At 65.4% G+C, this 15,201-nt stretch carries 16 protein-coding genes; 9 read left to right on the forward strand and 7 right to left on the reverse strand.

Annotated elements, in window-relative coordinates; translation table 11 throughout:
- The 6 genes from MLE18_RS04670 to fliW all read left to right on the forward strand — a co-directional run bounded on the left by MLE18_RS04670 (position 1) and on the right by fliW (position 6,141).
- Positions 1–1,167, forward strand: coding sequence for a peptidoglycan DD-metalloendopeptidase family protein (locus MLE18_RS04670; protein ID WP_243367772.1), 1,167 nt, complete (start codon positions 1–3; stop codon positions 1,165–1,167).
- Between the two features lie 12 nt (positions 1,168–1,179).
- Positions 1,180–1,653 (forward strand): flagellar export chaperone FlgN, encoded by a 474-nt coding sequence (flgN, locus tag MLE18_RS04675; protein ID WP_243367774.1) that lies wholly within the window; start codon positions 1,180–1,182, stop codon positions 1,651–1,653.
- Complete coding sequence (flgK, locus tag MLE18_RS04680; protein WP_243367776.1) at positions 1,653–3,776, forward strand: flagellar hook-associated protein FlgK; 2,124 nt, start codon at positions 1,653–1,655, stop codon at positions 3,774–3,776. The genes flgN and flgK overlap by 1 nt, the downstream gene beginning before the upstream one ends.
- Before the next feature lie 13 nt (positions 3,777–3,789).
- Positions 3,790–5,343: a flagellar hook-associated protein FlgL gene (flgL, locus tag MLE18_RS04685; RefSeq protein WP_243367778.1), complete on the forward strand. Its 1,554-nt coding sequence runs from the start codon at positions 3,790–3,792 to the stop codon at positions 5,341–5,343.
- 82 nt (positions 5,344–5,425) lie between these two features.
- Positions 5,426–5,665, forward strand: coding sequence for a carbon storage regulator CsrA (gene csrA, locus MLE18_RS04690; protein ID WP_243312844.1), 240 nt, complete (start codon positions 5,426–5,428; stop codon positions 5,663–5,665).
- Entirely contained in the window at positions 5,641–6,141 is a 501-nt protein-coding gene (gene fliW, locus MLE18_RS04695) for a flagellar assembly protein FliW (RefSeq protein WP_243367780.1), read from the forward strand. The genes csrA and fliW overlap by 25 nt, the downstream gene beginning before the upstream one ends.
- A gap of 198 nt (positions 6,142–6,339) precedes the next feature.
- Here fliW and MLE18_RS04700 read toward each other — a convergent pair whose 3' ends face one another.
- From MLE18_RS04700 to MLE18_RS04715, 4 genes are all read right to left on the reverse strand, one after another.
- Positions 6,340–6,711 (reverse strand): SpoIIAA family protein, encoded by a 372-nt coding sequence (locus tag MLE18_RS04700; protein ID WP_243367782.1) that lies wholly within the window; start codon positions 6,709–6,711, stop codon positions 6,340–6,342.
- Between the two features lie 225 nt (positions 6,712–6,936).
- Positions 6,937–7,182, reverse strand: coding sequence for a hypothetical protein (locus MLE18_RS04705; RefSeq protein ID WP_243367784.1), 246 nt, complete (start codon positions 7,180–7,182; stop codon positions 6,937–6,939).
- A gap of 263 nt (positions 7,183–7,445) precedes the next feature.
- Positions 7,446–7,769 carry a flagellar biosynthesis anti-sigma factor FlgM gene (gene flgM, locus MLE18_RS04710; protein ID WP_243367786.1) on the reverse strand — a complete coding sequence of 108 codons (324 nt, stop codon included), beginning with the start codon at positions 7,767–7,769 and terminating at the stop codon, positions 7,446–7,448.
- Between the two features lie 134 nt (positions 7,770–7,903).
- On the reverse strand, positions 7,904–8,323 hold the full coding sequence (locus MLE18_RS04715; RefSeq protein ID WP_243367788.1) for a DVU0524 family FlgM-associated protein: 420 nt from the start codon (positions 8,321–8,323) through the stop codon (positions 7,904–7,906).
- A 170-nt stretch (positions 8,324–8,493) separates the two neighbouring features.
- On the opposite strand from MLE18_RS04715, the gene MLE18_RS04720 reads away from it, so the two are divergent.
- Together MLE18_RS04720 and MLE18_RS04725 are read left to right on the forward strand one after the other, a co-directional pair.
- Positions 8,494–9,360: an NAD(+)/NADH kinase gene (locus tag MLE18_RS04720; protein ID WP_243367790.1), complete on the forward strand. Its 867-nt coding sequence runs from the start codon at positions 8,494–8,496 to the stop codon at positions 9,358–9,360.
- Between the two features lie 7 nt (positions 9,361–9,367).
- Positions 9,368–11,119 carry an ARMT1-like domain-containing protein gene (locus MLE18_RS04725; RefSeq protein WP_243367792.1) on the forward strand — a complete coding sequence of 584 codons (1,752 nt, stop codon included), beginning with the start codon at positions 9,368–9,370 and terminating at the stop codon, positions 11,117–11,119.
- 29 nt (positions 11,120–11,148) lie between these two features.
- Here MLE18_RS04725 and MLE18_RS04730 read toward each other — a convergent pair whose 3' ends face one another.
- Both MLE18_RS04730 and MLE18_RS04735 read right to left on the reverse strand, forming a co-directional pair.
- The gene (locus MLE18_RS04730) at positions 11,149–12,324 is read right to left on the reverse strand and encodes an HD-GYP domain-containing protein (protein ID WP_243367794.1); all 1,176 of its coding nucleotides are present in this window, start codon (positions 12,322–12,324) and stop codon (positions 11,149–11,151) included.
- A gap of 379 nt (positions 12,325–12,703) precedes the next feature.
- Positions 12,704–13,477, reverse strand: coding sequence for an L-2-amino-thiazoline-4-carboxylic acid hydrolase (locus tag MLE18_RS04735; protein WP_243367796.1), 774 nt, complete (start codon positions 13,475–13,477; stop codon positions 12,704–12,706).
- A 293-nt stretch (positions 13,478–13,770) separates the two neighbouring features.
- Between MLE18_RS04735 and MLE18_RS04740 the strand changes: the two genes are divergently transcribed.
- Positions 13,771–14,208 carry a winged helix-turn-helix domain-containing protein gene (locus tag MLE18_RS04740; protein ID WP_243367798.1) on the forward strand — a complete coding sequence of 146 codons (438 nt, stop codon included), beginning with the start codon at positions 13,771–13,773 and terminating at the stop codon, positions 14,206–14,208.
- A gap of 4 nt (positions 14,209–14,212) precedes the next feature.
- On the opposite strand, the gene MLE18_RS04745 is transcribed toward MLE18_RS04740, so the two are convergent.
- The gene (locus tag MLE18_RS04745) at positions 14,213–14,872 is read right to left on the reverse strand and encodes a GNAT family N-acetyltransferase (RefSeq protein ID WP_243367800.1); all 660 of its coding nucleotides are present in this window, start codon (positions 14,870–14,872) and stop codon (positions 14,213–14,215) included.
- Positions 14,873–15,201: the final 329 nt, after the last annotated feature.

Genomic DNA, 15,201 nt, shown 5'->3' on the forward strand with positions numbered 1-15,201 from the left:
ATGGCCGTGGCCACGGAAACGTCGCTCAAGCCCGAGCAGGTCCTGGACGTCCAGAAGAAGACGGCCATGGACGCCCTGCGCAGGCGAGTGACCCCGGGGCCCGGCAAGGACGCCAAGCTCAATGAGGCCTGCGAGGGCTTCGAGGCGGTGTTCATCGGCCAGATGCTCAAGGAGATGCGCAAGTCCGTGCCCAAGGACGGCCTGCTCCACGGCAAGCACGAGGACCAGTACCTCTCCATGTTCGACGAGGAGCTCTCCAAGACCCTGGCCAAGCAGGGCGGCATGGGCCTGGCCGACTTCATGCGCCAGCAGCTCGCCGCCAAGGGTCAGACCGCCGACCCCAAGGACGGCGCGCAGAACCGACCGGGCCTGCACGTGGCGGGTACGGACAGGCTGGCGGCCCCTTCGGCGGAGAAGAAGGCCGCCAGGCAGATGGGCCAGCGCGCCGCCACGCCCCTCTCCAACAGGATCGGCATGGACCCCGCCGGACAGGGCAGGGGAGGCGAGGGGCAGCCCCAGGCCACAACGACGCCCGCGCCCAGGGCCGACACATCTTCAGCCAGGGAAACCGTGGACCCCATGCAGGCGGCAGCCCGGGCCACCGCCGAGGCCGAGGCGCGCGCCAGGGCCCAGGCCGCCCCGAACCCGGGCACCCTGGACGGCACACCGTCCCAGCATTTGGGCCTTCCCGGCGCGCAGTACCTCCAGGGAGCGGACAAGGCCCTGGCTCTGGCTCCTGGCTTCACCCCCCCCGTGCAGGGCGAGCTGACCTCCGGCTTCGGCTGGCGGCGCGATCCCTTCACGGGCCAGCGCGCCTGGCACAGCGGCGTGGACATCGCCGCTCCGGAGGGCTCGCCGGTGCGCGCCTGCGCGGACGGCGTGGTGGCCTTCGCCGGGGGCAAGGGGGGCTACGGCACCATGGTGGAGCTGCGCCACGCCGACGGCACGGTGAGCATCTACGGCCACAACAAGGCCAACGCGGTTGTGGAGGGCCAGAGCGTGAAGGCTGGTCAGGTTATTGCACAAGTCGGGCAGACGGGAAGGGCCACCGGGCCGCACGTGCACTTCGAGATCAGGCGCGACGGCGTGGCGGTGGACCCCGGCAGCCCAGGCGGAGCAACGCTCGCCCAGGCCGAGCCGCAGAGGGTGCCCATCCCGGACCTCTAACCGGAGACAACCATGAACCGGCGCATACTGGAAAATCTTACCCGGCAGCATCAGGCCCTGAAGGTGCTCGGCACGCTCCAGCAGGAAGAGTTTGCCCACCTCAAGGATTTCAGGCCCCAGTCCGTGGGCGCGGTGGAGTTCTCCATTCAGGAGCTCATGCGCCAGCTCATGGCCGAGCGCCTGGAGATCAAGCGCATGGTCCAGGCCATCGATCCCCAGGCCCAGCGCCTGCGGCATGTGGCCGGCGTCCTCGGCGAGGACTGGCCCCGCGTCCAGGAGCTTCTGGACAGGATCGACGCCCTGGAGCAGGCCAGCGCCAAGCAGGCCGAGAAGAGCTACACCCTCGCCCTGGCCCTGTTCGACCAGTCCACCGGCTACGTGAACCTCTTCAAGAAGTCCTTCACGGCCAATAAGCCCGCCTACGGCCCGCGCGGAGCCTTCCAGAGCACCAAGCCCGCGCCCGCCATGTTGAGGGGGGCCCTGTAATGGCCGGCATCACCTCGCTGCTCAATACGGGCATGAAAGCCCTGAACGCCTCGCAGCTGGGCATCGAGGTGACGGGCCAGAACATAGCCAACGTCAACACGACCGGCTATTCGCGCCAGCGCGTCGTCTTCAAGGACGACATGTACATCGACTCCTCGCCGGGCCAGATGGGCACAGGCGTCAAGGCGACGGAAATCATCAGGATGTTCGACGAGTACATCGAGCAGGCCTACAACCTGCGCTCCTCGTCCAGCCAGCGCTACAACGTGCTGTACCAGAACATGCAGTCCGTGGAGACGACCTTCAACGAATCCACCACGGACGGCATCTCCAAGACCTTGGCCTCCTTCTTCCAAGACTGGCAGAACCTGAGCCTGGACCCCTCGAGCTATCCGCAGCGCCAGAACGTGATCTCCGACGCGCAGAACCTGATGTCCGTGCTGCGCCAGGCCTCCGCGGACCTGACGGACCTCCAGCGCCAGACCGAGGCGAGCATCGTCGACGACGTCACGGCCGCCAACAACCTGATCAAGGAAATCGCGGCCATCAACCAGCAGATCGCCGTGCACGACGATCCCGGCAACAACAACGCCAACGGGCTCTACGACCAGCGCGCCATCAAGGTGCGGGCCCTGGCCCAGCTGATGGACGTCAAGACCATCGACAACGGCGGCGGCAACTTCACGGTGCTCACCGGCGCGGGGCACACCCTGGTGGACGGCGGCAGCGCCTTCGACCTCAGGCTCGAGAACGGGAAGGTCACCCGCAACCTCCTGCCGGGCTCCAATTTCAACGGCACGGTGGGCTTCTCCGGAGCGGACTCCTTCGAGTACACCATCCGGGTGGTGCAGGGGGGCGTGGTCTCCAACGGCAACCCGGCCGCCCAGTTCCAGGTTTCGCTCGACGGCGGCGTGACCTGGCTGCGCAGCGACTCCGGGGCCATCAAGACCTTCTCGGCCAGGCCGCAGGCCCAGAGCGTGGGCGTGGGCAACCTCTCCATCTATTTCGGCGCCCAGTCCAACTCCTCGGTGACGCCCACGGGCACCCTCCAGGCGGGGGACACCTTCACCGTGGTGCCCAAGACCGCGCTGTACTGGTATCAGTCCGCCTCCACGCCGGTGAACATCACGCCCCAGACCTACTTCACCGGGCAGGACAACACCAACCGCCTCACCGGCGGCTCCCTGGCGGGCGAGTTCGAGCTGCGCGACTACGACATCGGGCGCTACAAGGAGCGCCTCGAATCCCTGGCCAACTCCCTCATCTGGGAGACCAACAGGATTCACAGCCAGGGCTCGGGCCTGAGCATGTTCACCGACGCCACGGGCACATACCAGGTCCGCAACGCCAATCTGGCCCTCGGCTCCGACGCTTCGGGCCTGGCCTACAGCTCGAAGCTCTCCGCCGGAGCGTCCACGCTCTACGTGTACAACGCCGCCACCGGGGCCTGCGTGTCCAACGGCTTCCTGGATTTCGACCCCGCCCAGCCCGGCACCCAGCTTTTCGACCCGGCCCAGCACTCGCTCACCGACGTGGTGAACGCCATCAACAACACTTTCGGCAGCTTCCTCACGGCCAGCGTGAGCAACAACAAGCTGCAGATCGACGCCAAGCCGGGCTACAACTTCGGCTTCGGAACCGACGCCACGGGCCTCTATGCGGCCCTGGGCGTGAACACCTTCTTCGACGGCTCCGACATCCATTCCATGACGCTCAACCCGCTGGTCGGGTCCAACACGAACTTCGTCAACGCCGGTCACATCAACGGCGCGGGCGAATCCAACTCGGGCGACAACACCACCGCCAAGGCCCTGGCGGACCTGGCCAAGAAGGACGTGACCATCCGCACCACCTTCGACGCCCCCACCAGCCAGACCCTGCAGGAATACTTCAACAGCCTGGTGGGCGTTGTCGGCGTGGACACCGAAAAGGCCAAGTTCAACTACGACTTCGAGAACTCGCTGGCCACGGAGCTCAACAACCGCCAGCTGGCGGTCGCGGGCGTGAACCTCGACGAAGAAATGTCAAACCTCGTGAAGTTCCAGCACTCCTATCAGGCCGCGGCGAAGATGATCTCCACCGCCGACCAGATGTGGCAGACCGTGCTGGGGCTCAAGCAATAGAAGGAGGGACGCCATGGCCCTGCGCGTCGCTCAGCAGCAGATTTACTCCTCCAGCCTGACCTACATGAACACCACGCTGGGGCAGCTCATGGAGTCCAACCTCCAGGCCTCCAGCCAGAAGAAGGTCAACCGCCCCTCGGACGACCCCGTGGGCATGACCCGGATTCTGGGCTATCGCAGCAGCATCTCCGCCATCGAGCAGTACCAGACCAACATCACCGCGGCCAAAGGCTGGCTGAGCCTGGCCGACGGCACTTTGAGCCAGGTGAGCACCGTGCTCACCAGGCTCTCCGAGCTGGCGGAGCAGGGCTCCACAGGCACCCTCAGCGCGGACAACCGCCAGCAGATCGCCTCGGAGGCGCGCCAGCTCTTTCAGCAGCTGGTGGGCCTGGCCAACACCCAGTTCGACGGCAAGTCCATTTTCGCCGGGCACAAGACCAATGCCGAGGCCTTCGAGGAGACTCTCTCCCTCTCCGTGAACCAGGCAGGCGTCGTCTCCAACGGCGGCTTCACCATCAACGGATCGAGCCAGAGCACCGTGCTGGTCCAATACCTGGACGGCGGCGCGCTGGCCGCCGGCAGCCGCTACCGCTACACCACGGACGGCGGCAAAACCTGGGTGCAGGGCACGGTTTCCGACCCTGGCCCGGCCTCGCCCAAGCTGCACATGGACCTGGGCGGCGTCTCCATGGATATCGACCGCGGCACCACCGTGGTGGCCACCAGCGCCACGGACACCAACGACTCGAACGGTACCTGGATGTGGATCAGGCCCACGGCGCGCTACAAGGGCGACGACGAGGACTTCATCGGCGTGGACCCCCTGCAGGGCATGGGCACCACGGTCACGGGCACGGCCTCCGGCAGCTTCACGGGCAACGTCATCGTGCGCATCGACCAGGCAGGCACCCTGGGGGGCGACGTGCACTACTCCTACAGCCTGGACGGCGGAGCCAACTGGGTGCAGTCCAACACCTCCACCCCGGACACCTTCGCCAGCAGCGCCAGCCTGAACCTGCCCGGCGGCGTGCTCACCCTGCACTCGAACGCCGGCAACACGCTGCTGGCGGGCAACATGTTCGTCGTGCACCCCCGCCAGGCCAAGATCTACGTGGACATCTCCCCCACGGAGTCCATCGCGGTCAACGGCATCGGCAAGAACATCTTCGGCGGCATCTACAAGGACCCCTCCTCGAACCATTACGTGCCGGTGGTGGTGGCCGGGTCGTCGGGGGCCTCCAACCTGTTCGAGACGGCGGGCAAGCTGGTGGCCTTCCTGGAGACCAACAACCAGGCGGGCGTTCAGCAGTGCCTGGCGGACCTGCGCTCCTCCAAGCAGAACGTCCTGAACTATGCGGCCGACGTCGGCGGGCGCGAAAACCGCCTCACGGTGGCCACGAGCGTGCTCGAGAACCTGCAGTACAACCAGACGGAGCAGCTCTCCAGCATCGAGGACGTGGACATCTCCGCGCTGATGACCAAGCTTGCGCAGCAGCAGCTCGCATACCAGTCCGTACTGAAGTCGACCTCCATGATCATGAACCTGAGCCTGATGAATTACCTGTAACGGCAAGGGGCTGGAATGATTCGTTGACAAGGCGGATGCGGCGCACTAGGGTGCGCGGGAATGGTCGCGTAAAGAGGCGGGAATGCTCATACTGACGCGTCGGCCGGGGGAATCGATCCACCTGGGCGACAAAATCAAGATCACCGTACTTGGGGTGCAAGGCAAGCAGATCAAGATCGGCCTTGAAGTGCCCCAGGAAATGCCGGTATACAGGGAAGAAGTATACCTGCGCGTGTTGGAGCAGAACCGCATGGCTCTGGAAGCAGATCAACAGGACGTTCTTGCGGCGGCGGCGTTATGGCAAAAAAACAAGAACGGGTGATCCAAAGCCGCATCGGCGTGCTCACCATCCCGCAGGACAGGGTGATCCATTTTCCCCGAGGCCTCATAGGCTTCGAGCAGGAGAGGGAGTTCACCCTGGTGCAGGTGCGCGAAGATTCCCCTTTCCTCATCCTCCAGAGCATGAACGACCCCAGGCTGGGCCTGCTCGTGGCGGACCCGTACGGCTTCATCAGCGAATACGACGTGGTGGTGGGCGAGGCCGAGCGCAAGATCCTGCGCATCGAGAACATCCGCCAGGTCATGGTGCTCGTCACGGTGACCATCCCTCAGGGCCGCCCGCAGGACACCACGCTCAACCTCACCGGGCCGGTCATCATCAACATGCAGAGCCGCATCGGCCTGCAGGTGCCCCAGACCGACGCCAAGTACCCCAGCCGCTACTGCCCCGGGGAGCACGCCGCCCCCGCATCGGAGCAGGGCCCCCCTGAATCGGGGGAAGAAGAGACGGCGCCCTAGCAGCCCCCCGCCTTCCTGCCCCGACGTGGCTCCCCCCTTGAGGTGCGCCCCAGAAGACTTCCGGCATTACAGTCCCGACAGTCTTGTGTGTTTTGCTTTTCACGCCCGGCTGGCGGTTGTTGCAACTGCCCGCCGGGTCCACGGCGTACAGCCGTTTGAACCGGCACTCTTCAGTTGCCGGGGCCCGGTCCCGCGCCATCAGCTCCCGGTTCCGCCGGTCACCCACCCCTTCGCCTCCTCCAGTTCGGAGACCTTGAAAAGCCCGACTTCGCCCCGGAAAAACGGTTTGAATATGCTCACGGCGGCGCGGAGCCAGGTCACGTCCGCCACCACCGCGACGCGGGTGAAATCGCGCCAGTGTTTCGCTCCGAACGTGGTGTCGTCCCACAGCGCTTCAAGGTCGTACCCCGTGAACTCCGGCCCGGCGACGAACAGCAAGCGGATGGGCCCCTTGGCCATCAACGCCTCCGCCTGAGGAATCAGAACCTCCTGGTAATCCTGGTGGGTGATCTTGCCGACTGCTTCCAGCGCCAACACGTCGGGGGGCAAGCCTTGGATGGGTTTGAACATCGCCGTCCTCCTTTCGGTTTCAAGGTTCCGTTTCTGCAGCCCTGCGGTCCGGGCCGATGGACTCGCGCCAGTATCCTTGGGCCTTTGCGAAAATGAACAGAGGCTCGTCGCGAGCCGGGTGCGGCGGCAGTGTTCGATTGCCGCCTGTCAGTGACTCGATCCGGCTGCGTGAGCCGGCTTTGCCACGGGTGGGCGTGGTTCGGCTCCAATGCGCGCCATGGGCATTCAGGTTGCCGCCAGTTCGGGCATGGCCTGCGAGATGTTTGTGCATTCATCGTGGTAGACGCACTGGTGCTGGTCGCAATAGCCAGAGACGGCCCGCCCGAAGCAGTCGAAATGCCCTTCCTTGCGCTGCCTTTCGCGAATAACCTTGACCCGCAGCGCGGTCAGCATGACGACTCCTTCGAGCGTCTCGGATACGTCTGGCGGCAAGGCGCACTTTTCCTGAAGGGAGGGAACTCTACCGGTCATGTTGCAACCTCCTGTGGACATGGGGGATACCCGCGCGAACAGCCGTCCACGGCATAGAGCGGGCAGACAATGTATCACCTTCGGCAGGGCGTGTCAGCCGGTAAGGGGAATTGACGGGATGTTTTTGCCGGGCGGCGGGGCGTAGCCGGACCCGCCTGAGGGTCCTCCGCCTGCCCCGGCCCGCGGACGCGACAAAGCGCCCGCAGCCCGTGCTGAACACGGTCTGCGGACGCGCTGGCTTCATTCGCAACGGGCTTGGCCCGTTAACCCCGCAAGAACTCCAGATCGCTCTGCACGAGCTTCTCCGCTATCTTGCGGGAATCGGGGGTGTAGCTGCCTGACTGCACCTGCTGGCGCAGGGCCTCCACGCGATCCACCCGCACATCAGGCGATTCCTCGGCGGTTTTGGCGGCCTCGGCCACCAGTAGCGCATCCGAGGATACGGATACCTTGTCTCCTTCGGCGGACGTACTCCTGACGCGGGTTTTTGCGCGCTCCAGCCTCGAAGAGGCAGAGGTGCTGTCGCCCTTGTCCACCTGGGTTCGACTGTACGGGCTTACTCCTCCAAGTATTTTCTTGATGTCCATAATCCCCTCCCGGACGGGCCTTACCCGCCAAGGCGTTCATGCAGGCTCCTTGCTGGACCGGGGCCGCCTCCCCAGGCGGCCCGCCTGCCGAACGTCTCTGCCAGCGGCCTCCCGGGCCGCACAAGCAACTCCGACTAGATCATCGTTTCGTCGACCTTCTCCAGCGCGATGTGCCACAGGGCTTCGAGTATCCTCACGCGCTCGTTTCCGGTCGCTTCCACCGCGTTGTTCTCGCCCAGGACCTTGAAAATCTGCAGATCCTGATCCTCGGGGGGATAGGCGAAGATGAACGCGGTCTTGAAGGTTCTTTCCAACTCCCTCTTGATGTCTTCCACCACGGGATTTTCCGACCCGGTGACGATGAGGCTCTCCACTATCTCCGCGGCGACCTTCTGCACGAGTTCGCGCCTTCTGGCCTCGCGGGAGATGGCCACCTGATCCTCCGCCCCGGCGGCGCGCAGGGTTCGCTTGTAGCGCGCCAGCCGCCTCGCCGTGGTGGCCTGCCGCCCGTATGTTCGCAGCATGTTCCTGACCAGGGCGGGGTTGGCGGACATTTCTTTCTCCTCACTCGTCACAGCTGTTATCGTCCATTGCCCCCGGATACTTTAGGGCCTCGGGCAAAAAAAATTCCCCGCCGGGGCGAATTGTGCCGAATGCGGCCGGAAAGTACCGGGAGGAGCGATACGGCTTGAAGCGGGCTGCGCTTTCCTCTAGTAACGCTGGCATGCAGCCAGCAGTACACAATGTCCTCGTGGTCGCCAAGTCCGGCGAACCCTCCGTGATGAGCCTCGCGCACGAGGTGGCCGAAACCATCTCCGACCTGGGGGCCGCCCCGCGCATCGTCCTGAACAAGACCGACGTGGACGGCTGCGCCGACGCCGCCTCCCTGACCGGGGGCGGGGACGTGCCCGAACTGGCGGTGGTGCTCGGCGGAGACGGCACCATGATCAGCGTGGCGCGCAAGCTCATGGCCGAGGCCGTCCCCCTGCTGGGCATCAACCTCGGGCGGCTGGGCTTTCTCTCCCAGCTGTGCGCCGACGGCTGGGAAGAGCCTCTGGCCCAGGTGGTCTCCAAGGGCTTCGGCGTCAACAAGGTGATGATGCTCTCATGCGAGGTGGCACGCGACAACCGGCGGGTGTTCCAGTGCGGGGCCGTGAACGACGTGGTGGTGGCCCGGGGGGCCATGGCCCGCCTGATCCGCGTGACCATCAGCTACGGCGGGGAGCGCCTGGGCACCTTCCGGGCCGACGGCATGGTCGTCTCGACGCCCACGGGGGCCACGGCCTATTCCATGAGCGCGGGCGGCCCGCTGGTCCACCCGGACCTGCACACCCTGACGCTCACGCCCATCTGCCCCTTCCTGTGCGACCTGCGGCCCATCGTGCTGCCCACCGACAGATACCTCGACATCAACGTGGAGGAGGCCTCGGCCGACGCGGTGCTCACCTGCGACGGCCAGAGCGCCTTCCCCCTGCTGCCCGGGGACTGGGTGCGCGTGCGCCGCGCTCCCAAGCCCCTGCGCCTTGCCGCCGTGGGGCGGCACTCCTATTTCCGCAAACTCCTGGACAAGGGATTCATCCGGGAAAGGTAGGCACGCCATGAGCCCGGTCAATCTGCCCACTAGCTCCCCCGCCGACCTGCGCTACGGCAAGGACCCCCTGCTCGACGCCTGGCTCATCCACTTCATGAGCGAGAACCACATCGAGCACAGCATCGACCCCACGCGCAACGCCTCGCCGGAGCAGATCCGCTTCATGGTGCACCTGGGGCCCGACGAGAACTACGTGCCCTGCTCGGACGAGATGCTGCGCTCCCTCCTGGAGAAGACCCAGGAGCCCACGCTGCTGGAGGCCTACGCCAAGGTCTGGCGGCAGGTGATGGACCTCATCGAGACCCACTGCTCCAACCAGTACGACAAGATGATGATCCTGGCGCTGTGCGACCACAAATACCGCCAGGCCGTCAACGCCCCGGTTATGATCCCCTCGCGCCTGCTCAAGCGCCTGACCACCATCTTCCTGGCCCAGTCCGGGCAGGACGACCCCTACCGGGAGCGCAGGCGCGCCTTCAACCGCCGCGCCCGCCAGTTCATGGAAACCCTCGCCATGCAGACGGCGCTCAACGCCTGTCCGGGCTTCGTGGCCAGCTGCGGCTCCATCCAGGACCTGCGCTTCGAGCTGAACATGCTGGAGATCTCACGCCTGCTGGCGCTTTCTGTGTGGAGCGACATCTGGGAGAAGGATCAGTTCGAGCCGGGCATCGAGGAGGTGGAGAACCACCTGCGGGGTACCGGCCCCTTCGAGGACCTGCGGCGCGTGCTGAACCCCAACCGCCCAAAGTCCATGAAGATACTCTACCTGCCTGAGAACGCGGGCGGGCTGATGTTCGACATCATGGTGATCAAGGTGCTCGTCAGCATGGGCCACAGGGTGATCCTGGCCCTGAAGGAGGGCTTCTACTTCGATGCCCCCACGATCTGGGACGCCGAGGAGGACCCGGTCCTCAGCCAGAGCCTTTCGGAGGCGCGCTTCTGGAGCGGCAACCAGATGACCAAGAACGCGCTGCTGCAGGCCATCAAGGAGAACTCCCTCCTGGTCATCTCCGACGGCAGCCGCGAGCGCCTGAACCTCTACAAGGTCAGCGTGACCTTCGCCCGCGCCTGGAAGGAGTGCGACCTGGTCATCGCCAAGGGGGCGTTGAACCATAGGCGGCTCATGCTCACGCGCACCGAGTTCACGCGCGACGTACTCTGCGTACACCAGGACGACCAGGGCGCGCTCAAGGTGCAGGCCAAGCTGAAGCCCGCCACGCTGCGGGTGTTCACCGAGCCGGAGATCACGGCCAAGGCCGAGGCCATCATCGCCAGGATGCGCTCGGAGAGGGCCGCCGGCAAGACCATCATGTTCTATTCGGCCATCGTCGGCTCCGTGCCCCACGAGACGGAGACGGCCATCGCCATCCTCACGGCCTTCGTCAAACACCTGCGCTCGCGCCTGACGGGAACGTACGTCATCAACCCCGCCGAGCACTTCGAGGAGGGGCTCGACGCCGACGACCTCATGTTCATGTGGGAAAAGGTGCAGCGCTCGGGGCTGATAAACGTCTGGCGCTTCCAGACCTACGAGGACATCGAGCAGGCTTTCGTGCTCATGGGGCGCCCCGTGCCGCCGGTCTGGACCGGGAAGGACGCCACCTTCTCGACCGGCTGCACCAAGGAGATGCAGATCGCCCTGGACATGCAGCGCACCCATCCGGAAATGCAGCTCATCGGCCCCAACCCGGAGAAGTTCTTCCGCAGGCGGGAGTACGGCGTGGGCAAGTTCTTCGACGCGGCCATAGCGGCCAGGTAAGGCCGCGCCCCGGATGCGGATCCGTTCGCTCAGCTCATGAGCGAAGAGACGTGTATCCTGCACTCCTTGTTGGTCAGCGTGTCCTTGATGGCGTAGGGGCCCTTGGAGTCCTCGTCGAGCAGGTTGACGTCGCGCCGTTCGCAATAGCGGTTGTTCCCGTCCAGGATCAGCCTGATGTGGGGGCGAAGCAAGTTGTCGCCGTTCTGCCTGGTCACGATGCCCTTCATGCCCGATTCCAACTTCACGATGGTGCCAACGGGATATATGCCCACCGTCTTGATGAATTTGTCCGCCAGTTGCGGATCGAAGGACTTGCCGCGCAGGCTGTACACCACGCAGATGGCTTTGTGCGAGCTGACGGCCTCCTTGTAGTAACGGTCCGAGCGCAGCGCGTCATAGGTGTCCAGCACGCTGATGGCTGCGGCCACCCGGTTGATCTCGGGGCCCTTCAGGCCTCGCGGGTAGCCCGAGCCGTCGTGGTGCTCGTGATGTTCATGGGCCACATGCACCACGTCCTCCGGCATGTCCCGGTGCTGGGAGAGCAGCTTCCTGGCGTACACGGGGTGGCGTTTGATCTCCTCAAACTCCGCCGTGGTCAGCCTGCTTGATTTCCTGAGTATCCTGTCAGGTATGAGGGTCTTGCCTATGTCGTGGAAGATGCCCGACATGCCGAAGACCAGCTGGGTGTCCTGGCCGTACCCCAAGGCCCTGGCGGCCATCACCCCGAGCATGGAGACGTTCAGGCTGTGGGTGTAGGCGTAAGGGTCTGAGGTGCGCATGCGCGAGACGAGCAGCAGGGCCAGGAGCATCTTCTCCTCCGAGACCACCAGCGACTCCGTCAGCTTCTCGCAGGCCGCCACGTCCACGGTCTGCGCACCGTACATCTTCCTGGCGATGGCCTTGTATTGCTCCAGCATCTCCGAGTAATTGGCGTCCGCCGCCTTGAGGTTCTCCAGGATGTCGTCCAGGCTGTGCTCGCCGTTGTCGTCCCGGCCGCCGGAAAAGACGATGGAGTTGAAGAGGGACTCGAAGTTGGCTTTCTCTTCAGGGTGCTCGTTGAAATACGCCCCTTGCTCAGTGTCTATGTATGCGTCGCAATAGGGCGGTGCGATCTTTTCGATGCTCGCCTCGTCGCTCAGGAGACCTTCGCAGAGGTAGACGTGGGGGTTGCTCTGGCCGGAAAGGCCTGGGTTGGCGATATACATCCCGGGTTTCAGCTTGGATACTGGACACTTGACGATCATGCCTCAAACCTTGGAACGTGTTGAATCCGCAGGGATGCGAGCCTGCCCACAGGGCGCCTCGTTTCGCAATCATGGCGCTCCGCATCCCACCAGGATCGGCGCGCCGAAACATCCTGTAACGAAATATCGATTCCGAGCAATGGGGGAAACCCCACCAGTGCAACTCGGGCCGTTTTGGAACGGCGGTTGGCAGGAAGGATGGAAGACCTCAGGGTCGGGATCAGCCGCATAAGAAAAGACGCGGAGCGGGAACTCCAACGGCGCCACGCCTGCCGTGCGGCCGGCGCGGCCCCAGGCTTGAAGCACGGGCGGTAACGGGCTGCGGCCAGCGGGCCGCCGCTTACTCCGTAGACCTCAAGCGCCGCATGAGCTTTGGAGCCTCTGTGTCCCAGCTTTGGGCCACGGGGCGTCCCTTCTTGTATCGGAAGTCGCAGACCGCGCCGCCCTGGGCCAGCGTGTTTTGGCGCGAAAGTCCCGTGCCCTGGAGGCTGGAGCGGGGGAAGTCGTTGAGGCAGAAGTAGGGGGCGACCTCCTCCTCCCCTTGCGATGTGAAGAACTTGAACGCCCCGCACTCGCTGTAGTCCAGGCCGATGTCGTAATCCCGGCCGTCGCCGCGCCAGACAGTCGCGACCCAGTCCCCCGGGTAGGTCCGCAGATGGGTCCATTCCGCCCAGGCCACCGTGGCGGCGTAGCCTTCCGGGCTGAAGAAGGCCTCCCCCGTGGCCTTGAGCGCTGCCGGGGGCGTGGCGCGCAGGCTATCCAGGCAAAGATCGTAATACAGGCGTCCGGCGTCCGATGCGGCCATGCCGTGGGCCTTCATGGCCTTCGAGATGGCCGCCAGCCAACCCGCGTATACGATGTAGGGCTGATTGCGGTTGGCCTCGCCGCCTATCCCGGGCATGGCGTCGATCATGGGGGCGAATGCCTCCAGGGCTTCGCGGGCAACCGCGCCGGCCTTGTCCGTGCGGGGGGCGAGCCGCTGGCCCACCTCCCCGCAGACACCGGCGAACTCGGACAGCAACCGCTCGCGGTTGGCCTGGTAATAGGAGGGGGGCGAGGTCCAGCCCGTCAAAGGCAGGCAGCAGCCGAAGGCGGCAAGAGTGCCTGCCTGCATGAACCTGCGCCGGCCGAGGGTTGCGCTGAGGGTCGTGAGCATCGGGACCTGCCTTTGCAAGGGGGTAGCTGAAAGCGCGACGCCGGAACCGCCGGGCGCGGCGAACCTATACCCCGACCCATTTGCCCGGGGAGGTGCGCCTGTCAAGCCTGCGGGAACGTCAGGACGCCGGGGCGGCCGGAAATCCCCTATGCGCGCATCTGTTGTTCGGGGCGGGTTTATGCTATGGTCGGCACAATGAGCAGGGATTCCACAACAGCGCGGACCTGTTCCGCCCCCCGCCGGAGCGGCGCATGAGCCTCGGAGGCGTCAAGCCGCCCGTGGTGCGCCTGCGCCTCTGGCTTGAGACCGAGGAGGGCATGTTCTTCGGCACGGGCCGGGGTATGCTCCTGGAAGCGGTGGAGCGCAACGGCTCCCTCAAGAAGGCCGCCGAGGAGCTGGGCATGTCCTACCGGGCGGCCTGGGGCAAGATACGCGCTTCGGAGAAAGTGCTGGGCGTGATGCTCATCGAGCAGACGGCCAGCAGGAAGGGCGGGCACATCCTCACCCCGGCGGGCAGGCTCCTGGTGGACAAGTTCCGCCAGTGGTACGATGCGGTGGAGGGTATCGCCGTGGAGAAGGCCCGCCAGATTTTCCCCTGGGAGTGCCGCGCGTTCGGCGACGATCATAGGGAGCGCACGGGCCGCGAGGCCACCCAGGGCGACGTTCAGGAAGAGGGCGGCGAAGGCTGATCCTTCAAAGCGCCTTACGCATCAGGCGGAGCCCCCAGGCTTCCGGGCCTCCGGGAGTGCCTTCCGGCTCGAAGCCCAGGGCCGCGCACATGGCCTCAGCCCGGGAATTGCCCGTCTCGCAGTAGAGCTCCAAAGCGGTGCCGCCCGCTCCACCCACTTCCGCGGCCACCCGGCCGAGCAGCGCCTTGGCCACACCGGCGCTGCGGTTTTCATAGCGTACGGCAAGATACTCCACAAACCACGTTCCCGACGGGGCGGGGCCTCGCGCCCCGGACAGCGCCTCGGCGAAGGCCCGCTGGCGTTCAAGCGCGCCCTCAAGCCATGCGCCGTCCAGGCGCTCGGCCGAAGCGGCCTCGGCAAGGGCCTCCGGCGAGAAGGGGAACTCCTCAATGCGCCCGGCCGGGCGTACCGTGACCATTCCGGAGCACACACCGTCCACCAGGGCCACGTAGGCGTTGTCGATGCGTCCGCAGAGCTGGCCAGGATGCGCGGCCAACCGGGACAGCAGGCGCAGGGCCTTCGGCTTGGGCAGGTCCAGGATGTGTTCGATGAAGCCTCGCAGCCGATGGGCCCGGCTGGAATCCAGGATCATCGCCGCCAGGCAGGGCGCGTAGCCAGGTCCGGCGGCGTATACGGATAGGGGCTCGGTGTTGTTGACGGGCATGTCAATTCATACAAACGAAGGAGGATTATGGCAATCCTGCCCGCCCGGAAAGACGCAGCCCCGGGCCTCGCCTCGCTTCCCCGGGTGGGCTCGGCTCATGTGCCCGTCGCGTCGCCTTCGGGGGAGGAATAAGTCCAGCCGAGAGGGCGATTCCTGCGGGCGGAATCCTCGTCGGTGAAACCCGGGGCGCACCAGCCTGCAGCTGACTGTCGCGCTCGATCACCTCAAGGGGCTTCGCGGCGTCCGGCCTGACGGTGGGTCGTATCGGCATGTCCGAAAGGCGGGCCAGGCTTCCTCATTTTTTGAAGTGATATAGATTAATTCCCAGG

Source organism: Fundidesulfovibrio soli (genome assembly GCF_022808695.1).
Lineage (GTDB): Bacteria > Desulfobacterota > Desulfovibrionia > Desulfovibrionales > Desulfovibrionaceae > Fundidesulfovibrio > Fundidesulfovibrio soli.

Coding starts and splice junctions, on each gene's coding strand:
- MLE18_RS04670 (WP_243367772.1), top strand. CDS start 1: ATGGCCGTGGCCACGGAAACGTCGCTCAAGCCCGAGCAGGTCCTGGAC.
- flgN (WP_243367774.1), top strand. CDS start 1,180: ATGAACCGGCGCATACTGGAAAATCTTACCCGGCAGCATCAGGCCCTG.
- flgK (WP_243367776.1), top strand. CDS start 1,653: ATGGCCGGCATCACCTCGCTGCTCAATACGGGCATGAAAGCCCTGAAC.
- flgL (WP_243367778.1), top strand. CDS start 3,790: ATGGCCCTGCGCGTCGCTCAGCAGCAGATTTACTCCTCCAGCCTGACC.
- csrA (WP_243312844.1), top strand. CDS start 5,426: ATGCTCATACTGACGCGTCGGCCGGGGGAATCGATCCACCTGGGCGAC.
- fliW (WP_243367780.1), top strand. CDS start 5,641: ATGGCAAAAAAACAAGAACGGGTGATCCAAAGCCGCATCGGCGTGCTC.
- MLE18_RS04700 (WP_243367782.1), bottom strand. CDS start 6,711: ATGTTCAAACCCATCCAAGGCTTGCCCCCCGACGTGTTGGCGCTGGAA.
- MLE18_RS04705 (WP_243367784.1), bottom strand. CDS start 7,182: ATGACCGGTAGAGTTCCCTCCCTTCAGGAAAAGTGCGCCTTGCCGCCA.
- flgM (WP_243367786.1), bottom strand. CDS start 7,769: ATGGACATCAAGAAAATACTTGGAGGAGTAAGCCCGTACAGTCGAACC.
- MLE18_RS04715 (WP_243367788.1), bottom strand. CDS start 8,323: ATGTCCGCCAACCCCGCCCTGGTCAGGAACATGCTGCGAACATACGGG.
- MLE18_RS04720 (WP_243367790.1), top strand. CDS start 8,494: ATGCAGCCAGCAGTACACAATGTCCTCGTGGTCGCCAAGTCCGGCGAA.
- MLE18_RS04725 (WP_243367792.1), top strand. CDS start 9,368: ATGAGCCCGGTCAATCTGCCCACTAGCTCCCCCGCCGACCTGCGCTAC.
- MLE18_RS04730 (WP_243367794.1), bottom strand. CDS start 12,324: ATGTATATCGCCAACCCAGGCCTTTCCGGCCAGAGCAACCCCCACGTC.
- MLE18_RS04735 (WP_243367796.1), bottom strand. CDS start 13,477: ATGCAGGCAGGCACTCTTGCCGCCTTCGGCTGCTGCCTGCCTTTGACG.
- MLE18_RS04740 (WP_243367798.1), top strand. CDS start 13,771: ATGAGCCTCGGAGGCGTCAAGCCGCCCGTGGTGCGCCTGCGCCTCTGG.
- MLE18_RS04745 (WP_243367800.1), bottom strand. CDS start 14,872: ATGCCCGTCAACAACACCGAGCCCCTATCCGTATACGCCGCCGGACCT.